This is a genomic window from Pontibacter sp. BAB1700 (assembly GCF_000277005.1).
GTDB classification, from domain to species: domain Bacteria; phylum Bacteroidota; class Bacteroidia; order Cytophagales; family Hymenobacteraceae; genus Pontibacter; species Pontibacter lucknowensis.
Window position 1 is genome coordinate 18,447 of sequence record NZ_AKIS01000061.1, and the last position, 13,416, is coordinate 31,862.

General features: G+C 50.6%; 10 protein-coding genes and 1 pseudogene. 6 read left to right on the forward strand and 5 right to left on the reverse strand.

Going from position 1 to position 13,416, the window contains the following annotated elements; genetic code table 11:
• Positions 1–8 precede the first annotated feature (8 nt).
• Together O71_RS08110 and O71_RS08115 are read left to right on the forward strand one after the other, a co-directional pair.
• The gene (locus tag O71_RS08110; RefSeq protein WP_007655251.1) at positions 9–1,469 is read left to right on the forward strand and encodes a NuoM family protein; all 1,461 of its coding nucleotides are present in this window, start codon (positions 9–11) and stop codon (positions 1,467–1,469) included.
• A 28-nt stretch (positions 1,470–1,497) separates the two neighbouring features.
• Complete coding sequence (locus tag O71_RS08115) at positions 1,498–2,889, forward strand: NADH-quinone oxidoreductase subunit N (protein WP_007655253.1); 1,392 nt, start codon at positions 1,498–1,500, stop codon at positions 2,887–2,889.
• Positions 2,890–3,011: 122 nt separating this feature from the next.
• On the opposite strand, the gene aspS is transcribed toward O71_RS08115, so the two are convergent.
• Complete coding sequence (gene aspS / locus O71_RS08120) at positions 3,012–4,775, reverse strand: aspartate--tRNA ligase (protein ID WP_007655255.1); 1,764 nt, start codon at positions 4,773–4,775, stop codon at positions 3,012–3,014.
• 253 nt (positions 4,776–5,028) lie between these two features.
• Positions 5,029–5,898, reverse strand: a complete 870-nt coding sequence (locus tag O71_RS08125) for a glycerophosphodiester phosphodiesterase (RefSeq protein WP_234986419.1) — start codon at positions 5,896–5,898, stop codon at positions 5,029–5,031.
• A gap of 122 nt (positions 5,899–6,020) precedes the next feature.
• On the opposite strand from O71_RS08125, the gene O71_RS08130 reads away from it, so the two are divergent.
• A complete protein-coding gene (locus tag O71_RS08130) occupies positions 6,021–7,643 on the forward strand; it encodes a glycosyltransferase family 39 protein (RefSeq protein WP_040574021.1) in 1,623 nt (540 codons plus the stop codon).
• Here O71_RS08130 and O71_RS27170 read toward each other — a convergent pair.
• A pseudogene (locus O71_RS27170) lies at positions 7,640–8,034 on the reverse strand (GtrA family protein). The gene O71_RS08130 and the pseudogene O71_RS27170 overlap by 4 nt on opposite strands.
• A gap of 586 nt (positions 8,035–8,620) precedes the next feature.
• The gene (locus O71_RS08140; RefSeq protein WP_007655260.1) at positions 8,621–9,052 is read right to left on the reverse strand and encodes a hypothetical protein; all 432 of its coding nucleotides are present in this window, start codon (positions 9,050–9,052) and stop codon (positions 8,621–8,623) included.
• A gap of 212 nt (positions 9,053–9,264) precedes the next feature.
• On the opposite strand from O71_RS08140, the gene O71_RS08150 reads away from it, so the two are divergent.
• The 3 genes from O71_RS08150 (at position 9,265) to O71_RS08160 (ending at position 11,065) form a co-directional block, all read left to right on the forward strand.
• On the forward strand, positions 9,265–9,816 hold the full coding sequence (locus O71_RS08150; protein ID WP_007655264.1) for a hypothetical protein: 552 nt from the start codon (positions 9,265–9,267) through the stop codon (positions 9,814–9,816).
• A 101-nt stretch (positions 9,817–9,917) separates the two neighbouring features.
• A complete protein-coding gene (locus O71_RS08155) occupies positions 9,918–10,367 on the forward strand; it encodes a nucleoside deaminase (RefSeq protein ID WP_007655265.1) in 450 nt (149 codons plus the stop codon).
• 89 nt (positions 10,368–10,456) lie between these two features.
• Positions 10,457–11,065, forward strand: a complete 609-nt coding sequence (locus O71_RS08160) for a superoxide dismutase (RefSeq protein ID WP_007655267.1) — start codon at positions 10,457–10,459, stop codon at positions 11,063–11,065.
• A gap of 156 nt (positions 11,066–11,221) precedes the next feature.
• Here the strand turns inward: O71_RS08160 and O71_RS08165 are convergent, their stop codons facing one another.
• Positions 11,222–13,411, reverse strand: a complete 2,190-nt coding sequence (locus O71_RS08165) for a thioredoxin family protein (RefSeq protein WP_369750899.1) — start codon at positions 13,409–13,411, stop codon at positions 11,222–11,224.
• Positions 13,412–13,416: the final 5 nt, after the last annotated feature.

Below are 13,416 nucleotides of genomic sequence, written 5' to 3' on the forward strand. Positions count from 1 at the left end.
CTAAGAAGATGATTACAGCTCTATTACTTTTCTGGCCTGCCCTAGCTGCACTGCTGGTGCTGCTGATTAAAGGCGACGGTGCCAAGAAAGTGGCTTTTATAGCAACGCTTGTTGAGTTTGCCATTGCTCTGTTTGCAATCACAAACTTTGTTCCGGACGCTACCACACAGTTCGCCCTCAATATGCCGTGGGTAGAGCGTGCAGGTATAGGCTTCACCATCGGCATGGACGGCATCAGCCTCCTGATGGTGCTCCTGACGACTTTCCTCGTACCGCTTATTGTCCTTTCTTCTTTCAAGCACGACTACAAAAACCCGCACGTGTTCTACGCGCTGGTGCTGTTTATGCAGACGGGTTTGATTGGTGTGTTCGTTGCAATGGACGCGTTCCTGTTCTACTTCTTCTGGGAAGTGGCCTTGATTCCGATTTACTTTATCGCAGCCATCTGGGGCGGTGCGCGCAGGATTCCGGTTACGTTCAAGTTCTTTATCTACACGATTTTCGGTTCGCTTTTCATGCTGGCCGCTTTCGTATACCTGTACTTCCAGACGGCAGGCACAGAGCTGGCGGCGCACTCGTCTAACGTGAACGCCTTCTACCAACTGACGCTGGACAGCGCGACGCAGAGCTGGATTTTCTGGTTCCTGTTCCTTGCTTTTGCCATCAAAATGCCGGTGTTCCCGTTCCATACCTGGCAGCCCGACACCTATACTGAGTCTCCTACGCAGGCGACGATGTTGCTGGCGGGTATCATGCTGAAGATGGGTATCTACGGTGTGCTGCGCTGGTTGCTGCCTGTGGTGCCGTTGGGCGTGAGCCAGTGGGCTGACCTCGTGCTGGTGCTTTCCATCATCGGTATTGTGTACGGCTCTATCATCGCCATCCGTCAGCGCGACATGAAGCGACTGATTGCCTACTCGTCTATCGCGCACGTAGGCCTGATTGCGGCAGGTATCTTCACCCTGAACGAGCAAGGTCTGCAGGGCGGCGTGATTCAAATGCTGAGCCACGGTATCAACGTAGTGGGCTTGTTCTTCATCGTCGATATCATTTTCCGCAGAACCAACACGAGAGAGATTGCCAACCTGGGCGGTATCACCCAGACCACGCCGGCGCTTTCTATCATGTTCCTGACACTGTTGATGGGTTCTGTGGCGCTTCCGCTCACAAACGGCTTCATCGGCGAGTTCCTGTTGCTGTCGGGTGTGTTCCAGTACAACCACTACTTTGGCGCTGTGGCTGGCCTCACCATCATTTTGGGTGCGGTATACATGCTGCGCATGTTCCAGGGTGTGATGTTCGGCACGAAGTCAGAAGCCACCGAAGGTTTTGCTGACCTGACCTTCCATGAGAAAGCTGTGCTGATTCCATTGGTGATCATGGTATTCTGGATTGGTCTGTTCCCGAACACTTTCCTGAGCATTTCAGAGCCTGCGGTTGGACAGCTGCTGAGCATTATCAACCGATAGTCCGCAAAAAGAAACGATACTAAACGACATGATTTCGATTATACTTCTATCTGGATTTGGGATTATCAGCCTCTTCGTAGGCTTCCTGAAATCTAAAAGAATCCTGTTGCCGCTGTCGCTGCTGTTTTTAGCGATTGTGTTCGGCACTAACCTACTCGACTGGAACGATACCCAGAGCTACTTCGAGAACATGATTACCATCGACAATTTCGCGGTGGCCTTCACAGGTATCATGGTGCTGTCGACGCTACTGATTCTGCCTTTCACGCAGCACTACGTTACCCGCAACGACGAAAACATTGGTGAACTCTACGCCCTGATTTTGTTCTCGCTGGTGGGCGCCATTATGATGGTGAGCTACAATAACATGCTGATGCTGTTCATAGGTATAGAGATTCTCTCGATTGCTATGTACGTGCTGGCAGGTAGCGACAAGGGAAGCCTGCGCTCCGCCGAAGCTGCCTTGAAGTACTTTCTGATGGGTTCTTTCTTCACGGGTATCCTGCTTTTCGGTATCGTGATGATCTACGGTGCGACGGGAACGTTCAACATTGCCGAGATTGCCGGTTCAGCTGAGGCTTTGGGTAATGGTGGTGTAAACAATGTCATGTTCCTGCTGGGTATCCTGATGATTATCATCGGTATCTCTTTCAAAGTTTCTGCAGCTCCTTTCCACTTCTGGACGCCTGACGTGTATGAAGGTACGCCAACGGTATGGACGGCTTATATGTCAACCGTAGTAAAGACAGCTGGTGTAGCCGCTTTCTACAAACTGATGGACGCAGCCTTCGCCGCTTCTTACGGTAGCTGGATGCCAACGCTGGTGGCCATTATCGTGCTGACGCTCCTGATTGGAAACGTAGGCGCTGTGGTGCAGCAAAGCATGAAGCGTATGCTGGCTTACTCCAGTATCTCGCACGCAGGCTACCTGCTGATGACTTTGCTTGCTTTCAACAATTTGTCTACTTCTGCTATCCTGTTCTACTCGTTCGCGTACTCCACTGCTTCTATCGCCGCATTCGGTGTGCTGCAGTTGGTATCAAGACAGCGTCAGAACGAGAACTACGAAGCTTTCAACGGCTTGGGCAAAACAAATCCACTGCTGGCTTTCTCGGTAGCGGTGTCCATGCTGTCGCTGGCAGGTATACCACTCACGGCTGGTTTCTTCGGCAAGTTCTTCGTGTTCTCTGCCCTGATCGAAAACCCGGATATGATGTGGCTGATTGTGGTAGCGGTGATTCTGGCTGCTGTGGGTGTGTACTACTACTTCCGCGTGGTTATCGCAATGTACCTGCACCCAGTTGCTGAAGACGCTACGACTATCCGCTCAACCAGCTTTATGAATGTGATGCTGCTTATCATTACTGCTCTGACGATTCTGCTAGGTATAGCGCCTGCTCTGTTGAGCGACGTGCTGTAAGGTATAGCGAACTGATATTGGAAGCGGCTGCTCTGGAAAGGGTAGCCGTTTTTTTGTTCCTATCTGGTAGTAAAATAAAAAGGCTGCCCTTATCGGACAGCCTTTCCCATACTTCTATATACCTATCCCTTACGAGGCAGGTTCTTCATTTTGATATGCAGTTCATCCAACTGCGCATTGGCAATCGGTGATGGTGCGTCTATCATAACATCGCGACCTGAGTTGTTTTTCGGGAAAGCGATGTAGTCGCGGATGGAGTCGGAGCCACCGAAGAGGGAGCACAGGCGGTCGAAGCCGAAGGCGATGCCACCGTGTGGCGGCGCACCGTACTCGAAGGCGTCCATCAGGAAGCCAAACTGCGCTTTGGCCTCGTCGTTGCTAAAGCCTAGCAAACGGAACATCTGCTCCTGCAGACGGCGGTCGTGGATACGGATAGAACCACCACCAACTTCCACACCGTTTATAACCATGTCATAGGCATTGGCGCGGATATCGCCCGGGCGGTCATCGATCAGCTCCAGGTCTTCTGGCTTCGGTGACGTGAAGGGATGGTGCATGGCATGGAATCGGTTGCTGTCTTCATCCCACTCCAGAAGCGGGAAGTCTACTACCCACAGTGGCGAGAACACGTTCTTGTCACGCAGTCCAAGGCGCTCGCCCATCTCCAGACGCAGTTCGTTCAGGGCCTTGCGTGTCTTGTCTCTGCCTCCGGCCAATACCAGAATCAAATCGCCTGGTTCAGCATTGAAAGCAGTAGCCCAGGCCTGCAGGTCCTCTACGGTATAAAACTTGTCTACAGATGACTTCACGGTGCCATCTTCCTGCACACGGGCGTATACCAGGCCGGTAGCTCCGATCTGCGGACGCTTCACAAAATCAGTCAGTTCGTCGAGTTGCTTGCGGGTGTAGCTGGCAGCGCCTTTGGCGTTTATACCTACTACCAATTCGGCATCGTCGAATACTTTAAAGCCTTTGTTCTTCACCAGCGGGTTCAGCTCCACAAAACGCATGTCGAAACGGGTGTCTGGCTTATCAGAACCGTAGAACTTCATCGCGTCAGCATAGGTCATGCGTGGCAGGTTGGCAATGTGTACGCCTTTTACTTTCAGGAAGAGATGACGAATCAGGCCTTCGAAGGTGTTCAGGATATCTTCCTGGGTTACGAATGAAAGCTCACAGTCTATTTGTGTAAACTCTGGCTGACGGTCAGCGCGCAAATCCTCGTCGCGGAAGCACTTTACGATTTGGTAGTACTTGTCGAAACCAGAAACCATCAGGAGTTGCTTGAAGGTCTGCGGAGATTGTGGCAGGGCGTAGAACTCACCAGGGTTCATGCGGCTTGGCACCACGAAGTCGCGGGCACCTTCCGGCGTCGACTTGATCAGCACCGGAGTTTCTACCTCAATGAAATAATGCTCGTCCAGGTATGCACGCACGGCACGCATCATCTGGTGGCGCAGCTCCAGGTTCCGGCGCACAGGCGTACGGCGCAGGTCCAGGTAGCGGTACTTCATGCGCAGGTCATCACCACCGTCTGTTTCGTCCTCGATCATGAACGGAGGCAGTTTGGCCGCATTGAGCACTTCTATTTTGGAGGCATGAATCTCGATGTCGCCGGTTGGGATCTTGTCGTTCTTGGAGTAGCGCTCGATCACTTTGCCGATCACTTTGATCACGTACTCGCGGCCAAGACTGCGGGCCTCTTCAAATAAGTGGGCGGGTGTTACACCGTCTTCAAACGTGAGCTGTGTGATGCCGTAGCGGTCGCGCAGGTCAATCCAAAGCATGCCGCCCTTGTCGCGCAGGCGCTGTACCCAGCCTGTCAGTACAACTTCTTCACCTACATTATCTATTCTTAGTTCACCGCAAGTATGTGTCCGGAGCATAAATGTCGTTTTGTTATGATGTAGTGCAAAAGTAATAATTGTTTCACTGCCATGCCTCGAAAACAAGCCTTCAGCATGTATAATCTTCTAACACAAATCCCAGGTATTGCCAAACACGTTACTATACCTGTAACTGGAATTACCTGAAACAAGAGCCACCACCATGAAACGCAGTTTGTTCACTTTCCGAAACATCGCCTTAGCTATTATACTACTCGCCTTATTGATGATGCTGGTGGGATAGCCCTGCCTGTTAGTCATCTAAAAGCGAGCGCATACGCTTCACGTTATTCACTTGAATGGCGTCGGGCTCCATCTCCAGCATATTGGCGATGCTCCCTTTCGACTTGCCCCCAAACAGCACCACCTGCAAACCCCGCGCTTTCGCCCTGAGTAATTGCTCTCGGTTCACATGTTTTCCATTGGCAGTCACACCATGAAGCCTGTTGTCCAGTGCTTCCTGCGCCGAAAGGTCGAAGTCTTCACCAGCATCCAGCATCAGCTCTGCTTCCGGCTCCAGTTCCTGCACCGCGTGCAGTATGGCAGGCTGATTGAAAATAAATGTCAGTTTTTCAACAGGGTAGTTATATTTACGAAGCAAAGTCAGGATTGACTCGGCATAAAAGGTGTTACGGCTTGGGTCCTGGTTCCGGATATCGATGTGCAGGTAGGGTAGCTCCGGGTACGTCTGGAAGCGCTGCAGCATGGCTTCCATCGTAATGATATTCTCACTGTGGAAAAGGTCGTATAACACTCCTCCCTTATACCTGGTACCAACCACTTCAGCAGCTGGCAAGTCTGCAATGATACCTACACCTTCACTCATCGTCTCCAGCGTATTGTCATGGTAGAGAATCGGCACGCCGTCCAGGCTCACGTGCACATCCACTTCCACTCCATCAGCACCATCCTCTTCCATGGCTTTCACAATAGAAGCCATGCTGTTGGCGGGGAGCGGATTGTAAGGGTTCAAGGGGGAGAAAAAGCCTGAGCCCGCATGGCCTATCACGAGAATATTGCGGGAGTAAATGCCTGATTCGGGTTGCAGGATATTATACACACTCAATGCCAGCGTGATTATACCTAAAACCAGAATCAAAAGGGTAGTGCTTTTGCGTTCCAAAAAAGGTGTTTTGTTCTTCGGCTCAGTCAAATTCATACACAAACTTAAGAGTATATCTTTTAACTTTGGAACGGATTTTCTTAAAAAATCAAAGGTCAATCCACATTACCTAATATTACTGTATGTCATTCTCTCCCCAAACCGCTCCTGAAAAGCTCATGACTGCTGATCAGGTTGGCGTCCATAACAGGCTCATGGTGCCGCTGTCGCTGATTATGCTGATTGCCTTTGTCATCCGCATGGTGGCCGCCTTCTTTTCAAAGGGCTTTGCCTTTCACGACGATCACTTCGACGTGATCACGATTGCGCAGCACTGGCTTTATGGCTTACCATCGTGGCTGCACGAGCCTATGCCGCCGCGCCACAGTATGTTTTATGCAGGTATACACTACGGTTTGTTTTACCTGATGGAGAGCATTGGCATCACGAACCCGGATACCAAAATGACCCTTGTGCGGGTGCTGCACGGCCTGTATTCGCTGCTGATCGTGTATTACGGATACAAGATCACAGAGCGGCTTTCCAACCAGGCCAATGCTCGCATTGTGGGCCTGATGCTGGCGCTTATGTGGTTTATGCCCTTCATGAGTGTGCGTAACCTTGTGGAGATGGTGTGCATCCCACCCTACCTGGCAGCCTTCTATTTCATGCTGAAGCAGGATGACCGCAACAGAAACTGGCATTACCTGTGGGCAGGGGCGCTGTTTGCACTGGCCTTTGTATTCCGTTATCATGCAGCACTCTTTTTAGGCGGTGCCGGACTGGTATTGCTTTACCGTCGTCAGTGGAAGGATATCATTTGGCTGGCGTTGGGCTTTGTACTCATGGCCACGCTGATCCAGGGCACCATTGACTTGATCTTCTTCGACTATCCTTTCCACTCGGTAGTCACCTATTTCTTCTACAACGCCGACAATGCTTACAACTACAGCACCGGACCGGTATACCGTTTCCTGCTGACCATACTGGGCTTCATGGTCCCTCCCATCAGCGTATACCTGCTGCTGGGCTACAGCCGCACGGCCAGGCTGGCACCTATGCTCTTCTGGGCCGGGCTGCTGTTTTTTGTAGTACACTCACTGTTCCCGAACAAGCAGGAGCGCTTCATTTTACCGCTTTTCCCGCTTATCATGATTTTGGGCGTCATCGGCTGGCAGGACTTCGTGCGTACAGCTAAGTTCTGGCAGCGACGCAAAAAGCTGCTCGCAGCCAGCTGGGCTTTTTTCTGGATACTCAACATAGTGGTAGCCGTGGCGATGTCCTTCACCTATACCAAAAAGAGCCGCATAGCACCGCTGGTATACCTGTCTGAAAAGCAGGATATGGATGCGGTACTGCTCGAGTTTGGCAACTCATCCATGAAGCAGCCGCCACTCTATTACCTGAACCGCCTGGCAGCCGAGTTTCACGAGTACCACTTCAACTACAAGCGCGACTGGGACGAGTACAAGGCCGGTAAGCCGCTTCCACAGGATTTTGCGATGACCTACAGCCTGAACGGGGAAAAGTCGCTGGACAGCCTGCAAACAGAGCTGAGCCTCTATCCTTATCAACCAGACTATGTTATAGTGGTGGGCCAGAAAGACATGGAAGAGCGCATGCAACGCATTAATAGCCTATACCCTGCACTGGAGCTGGAAACGACTATCACGCCTTCGCTCTACGACCGTGTGCTGCACTTCCTGAACCCGCGTGTGCACAAAGACGAACATGTGCGCATCTACCGCGTCCAAGACCAGAATTAGCGGGTAAAGGTATAGAGGTAATTGAGCAGGAAGTTCCAGATAAACACCACCACAATGGCGATAAATTTGGAAATGTAGAAGTTGAGTTTAACCTTCTCGGTCAGTAGGTATACGATCAGGTTGTTGATGATCAACCGGCCACAGCCACCAGCAGGAACTTGGAAAACTGCCAACCGATTTCAGGGTCCATGCTATGGAAGGTCCAGAGGCGGTTGAGGATGTAGTTGTTGATGCTGGCCAGGATGAAGCCCAGGCTGTTAGCCACATACTTGTTCCAGCGCAGCTTCTCCTTCACCAGAAAGGTCACACCAAAATCAATGACAAGACCGGTAAAGCCTACCAAGCCAAACTTCAGGAATTTAAGAAAGAAAGCGCCTATACCTTCGGACATGCCGGCAGTTGGAGTGTGCAACTGATTTAACCTACGATTTAGCAGGTAAAATTAAGAACTTTAGTACATAGTGACAACTTCAATTAAGCGAAGCATAGACAGCTTTAGTCGATAAATTACATCTATTTGTATAGTATATTTTGATATATCTGACTAAGCTGCTTACTTAGTGTTGCTTAGGTATAGCCCTGCAAAACCTTGGCTTAGAATACCACTCCCCTAGTACCTGACATGGTTTTCTGATAGAATTTTTATGCTATATTCGCGCCGCGCTCACAAACGCAGTACGACTGTTGCATATCGGAGCAGTTTGTACTGGAAGTGATTCCCGACTTTTCTTTTTACTACTGTTAAACTTTTTAGGACTTGGCACGGTTAAGAAGTCATCATTGAAAACACGACTCAGTTTTTGATAACTGACTTAAAAATATTGCTTTGGAGCTCCCCGCTCCGGCAATTATAGGCACACTTGTTTAAGGTGAGATGTAAGTAAGTTGCCGACTTGCAACCAAAAAACACAACAACACAACCAAAGAGAAGCCATACCTACTAGGTATGGCTTCTCTTATTTCGGCCCTCCTGTAGCTTATTTAAAAAGCCCTCCGAGCTTATCTCCCATGCCTTTGGGCAGTTTATCGGTCAATCCACCGCCCAGCATCCCCATCAGATCCGACTGGCTGTTGACGTTGCCGCCGATCTTGTTCATCAGAAAGGACACGACAAAGGGCCCCACCTGCTTTGCCACAGACTCCGGTATACCTACTTTAGAAGTCAGATCCCCTATATAGTTTTGGATGGTACTGTTCATGGCCTGGCTGTCCTGAGGCGCTTTCTGACCTTTCAGCATGTTCATGATCCCCCCGGCATCTCCCCCCGAAGCCTCTTTCTTCAGGCCCTCCGTTACATGGTCCTTAGCCAGATCCACGGACTGGTTGGCTTGCCCTGAGTCAATATTGAACTTGTCCTGCAGTTCGCCAGTCAGTTGTCCTTTTACGCTGTTGATGATGTTTCCTAACATAGCTTTTACGTTTACATGATATTTAATTTCAGGCAGCTGGAATTATACCGCTAAACTCAGCTGTTTCATTTTTAACGTCATTCACCCACAGAAGATATAAAACCACAGAGCGCACGCTCTGATCAGGCACTGCTGCAGCTTTGGCAAAATAATTGCTACTGTCTATCACAGTCCTTATTATTTGATACCTTTGCCCGAACAACCCTATGAACATGCGCTACTTAGCCTTTTTAGCTATTATCCTGATTGCCGGCGTAGCCCTGGCTGATACTAAACTTAAGAAAACCCAGATCACCAAGGAGGTCAGCATCATGCTGCCCCGCGACTTTACGCCGCTCCCTGACGATGGTATTGCCCGCAAGTACCCGGCAGCCAACCGACCTGTGGCCGTTTACTCCAGCCCCAATGGCCAGGTGGATTTCAGCATGACACAGAAGCGGTCGCAGTTTGGCGCTCAGGACTTGAAAATGCTTCGCGATGTGTACAAGGCTAACCTGCTGGAGCGCTTCACGAAGGTGGATTTTATCAGAGATGAAGTAGCCACGATCAATGGCCGCGATTACATTGTGTTTGAGTTTGTATCAGTGATGGCCGATGAGCGCTCTGGCAGTCACCTGTCACCGGTGCAGAAGTATAGCATCATGCAGTACACCGTGCAGGGTAATCAGTTGATGGTCTTCTCTATGCACATGCCATTTATGATGAAGAACAACTGGCAGGACACAGCCCGCGAGATTATGGGCTCAGTTAGAATAAAAACGTAAAAGCGAACTAAACCCTATACCTGGTTACTGAGGCCCCTCCTTTCCCGGAGGGGCTTTTTTTTGTATCTTGTGCAAAAGCAAACACCAATACACTTATACCTGTGGACTTACTTTCTATACACAGCGACGATCACTTTATGCAGGAGGCTTACCGACAGGCAACTTACGCCTTCGAAGAGGGGGAGATTCCGATTGGAGCCGTGGTCGTGAGCAACAACCGCATCATTGCCAAAGCCTACAACCAGACCGAAAAGCTGAATGACGTAACTGCCCATGCCGAGATGCTGGCCCTCACCGCCGCTGCCGAGTACTTGGGTAATAAATATCTGCACGACTGCACCCTGTATGTGACCGTGGAGCCTTGTGTGATGTGCGCTGGCGCCAGCTACTGGGCACAGCTCAAGCGGGTAGTGTTCGGAACACCTGAACCGAAGCGTGGTTACAGACGGGTAGGAAATCTGCTGCACCCCAAAACGGAGATGGTGAGTGGTGTTATGGCGAAGGAGTGCGCCGAACTGATGGCTTCGTTCTTTGCAGCCAAAAGAAAATAACTATCTTTGAAACTCACATTTCAAATGCATACGTACACCTATAAATCTGTACGCATGCTATTTTTTCACACATAAAACCACATAAAACTATGGCTTTCGAATTACCGAAACTACCTTACGCCTATGACGCGCTTGAACCACATATTGATGCGCGCACGATGGAAATCCACCATACGAAGCACCACCAGGCCTATACCGACAACCTGAATAAGGCAATTGCGGGCACTGAGATGGAGAACATGAGCATTGAGGAGATCATGCGCAATGTAAAAGAAGACAACAAAGCCGTTCGCAACAATGGTGGTGGTTACTACAACCACAACCTGTTCTGGACGATCCTTTCTCCAAACGGCGGTGGTCAGCCTTCAGGCGAGATAGCTGATGCCATCAACTCTGCTTTTGGTTCTTTTGACCAGATGAAAGAGAAGTTCAATGCGGCTGCAGCTACACGCTTCGGTTCTGGCTGGGCCTGGCTTTGCGTAAAAGACGGCAAGCTGGAGATTTGCTCTACACCAAACCAGGACAACACCCTGATGTCATTCGCTGAAGGATGCGGCGGTCAGCCAATCCTGGGTCTTGACGTATGGGAGCACGCTTACTACCTGAACTACCAGAACCGTCGTCCGGACTATATCAACGCGTTCTGGAATGTGGTGAACTGGGAAGAAGTAACCCGTCGCTACAACGAAGCGAAGTAAGGTATACCTGATACTTCATACAAGAAAGCCCCACCTCAAGAGGTGGGGCTTTCTTGTTTCTGCCCCCACAGTGTGCGTAGTTCCTGTGAGAGCCTGTATTTTCCCGTATCGGGGGCAAGACACTCACAGGTCTGGAAGACACTGTGAGGTCTACCGTTACTTCTTCGCGACCTGCTTCTGCTTGTTATAAGCCTCTACGCCTGCGTCGAGGAACTTCACGAAATTTTCTATGCTTCGGTCATAAGCCACTGGCTCTACCAGCATATTCTCATTTTCGTCCATTAGCACATAGTAGGGCTGCGCGTTCACATTGAACTTCGTGATCTGGTAGTCGGCGTATTTCTTGCCAATGGTTTTCTTTTCTTTCCCATCGTGTTCGCTCACGTACCACTCACTTTCAGGCAATTCTGTTCTGTCATCCACATAAAGGGCCGCTATCACATAGTTTTCCTGCAGGCGCTTCAGCACCTCCGGATCCGACCACACGTTGGCTTCCATTTCGCGGCAGTTCACGCAGCCATGGCCGGTGAAGTCAATGAAGATAGGTTTGCCCTGCTCGGCAGCACAGCGTTTGGCCTGCTCCAAGTCAAAATAGCCTTGCAGGCCATGCGGCAAGTGCAGGAAATCGCCGTATTTAGGCGTCTCACACAGTTGACTGCCAGCCAGTGTTGCTGTAGTTGTGCTTCCTCCACCACTCTGGCGCGCAATGGCATTCAGGTCGAAGTCATGAGTGGACTGCGGAGGCAGGTAACCTGACAGGGCCTTGAGCGGAGCGCCAAACAAACCAGGTATCAGGTATACCACAAAGCCGAACGTGGCGATTGCCAAAAACAGGCGCGGTACCCCAATATGCTTCAGGTCAGAGTCGTGTGAAAACTTCAGCTTGCCTAGCAGGTAGAAGCCCATCAGCGTAAAGATAACAATCCAAAGGGCCAGGTATACCTCGCGATCCAGAATGCCCCAGTGGTATACCTGGTCGGCGATGCTCAAAAACTTAAGCGCCAGCGCCAGTTCAATAAAGCCCAGCACCACCTTCACGGAGTTCAGCCAGCCACCGGATTTAGGCAGGCTGTTAAGCCATGAAGGGAAAACAGCGAAGAGCGTGAAAGGCAGCGCAAAAGCCAGCGAAAAGCCCAGCATACCCACTACCGGGCGCACCGTTTCGCCTCCGGCGGACGCCACGAGAATACTGCCCACAATGGGGCCTGTGCAAGAGAAAGACACCAGCACCAGCGTGAATGCCATGAAGAACACACCGATAATTCCCCCTTTGTCTGCCTGTGCGTCTACCTTTGTCAGGAAGGAACTAGGCAGTGTAATCTCGAACATGCCAAAGAAGGACATGGCGAAAATAATGAATACGGCAAAGAAAATCAGGTTGGGCAGCCAGTGTGTACTGATGAAGTTGGCACCATCGGCTCCAAACAACCTGGCTACGATCGTACCCACCAGGGTATAGATGGCAATGATAGAGAAGCCATAGAGAAGCGCTTTGAAAATAGCCTGCCCGCGGTTGGCACTACCATTAGTGAAAAAGCTCACCGTCATCGGAATCATCGGGAATACGCATGGAGTCAATAAGGCGCCAAGACCAAAGACAAAAGCAACCAGCATGAATTTCCATAGGCTTTCTGCATCCTCTGCCTCACCGGTTTCCCCGGTAAGAGCCGGTGTTACCACATCACCCGAACCGGTCGCAGCAGTGTCGCCAAATGCGGCTACTTCAAGAGACTCTGTTTCCATAAGCGCCGTATCCTCTCGCACCGTCTCCGGGAGAGAAGTATCGAGTCCATCGGGGGCTGTGGCTTGGGTGGTAGCTTCTTTCGGGGACTTCTCCAGCGCTGCAGCCGATGTCTCCACCGGCACCGTAGCAGGCGTAGCGGCTCCAGTGGCTGCTGTTACTTTTATCTGGGCATTGGTAAAGGCAAAGTCATCATCGAACGGAATGCACTTGCCGTCAATATCAGTACATACCTGGTATTCGTAAGAGCCTTTGACTACCAGATCAGGCTGCAGCACCTTGATCTTCTGCCTGAACTGAGCTGTGCCCACAAAATAGGTATACTCCCCTTCCCACAACTCATCATATTTCTTCTTCGGATTGATGGGCTTGATCTTTCCCACCAACTGGTAAGAAGGGTGCTTGGCAAACCTAAACTCCGTCACCATCGGGCCCAGGTCCGGGTCAAAGTCAGAAGAGTAGAGATACCAGTCCTTGTCTATTTTGACATTAAAAATGAGCTCGACTTCATCGCCTACTTTTACTTCCTTTTTGGAAACATCGTAGCTCCAGGAAGCAGGCTTCAGCACCTGTGCCTGCACCATTTGTGCTGCAAAGGTCAACAGGACCA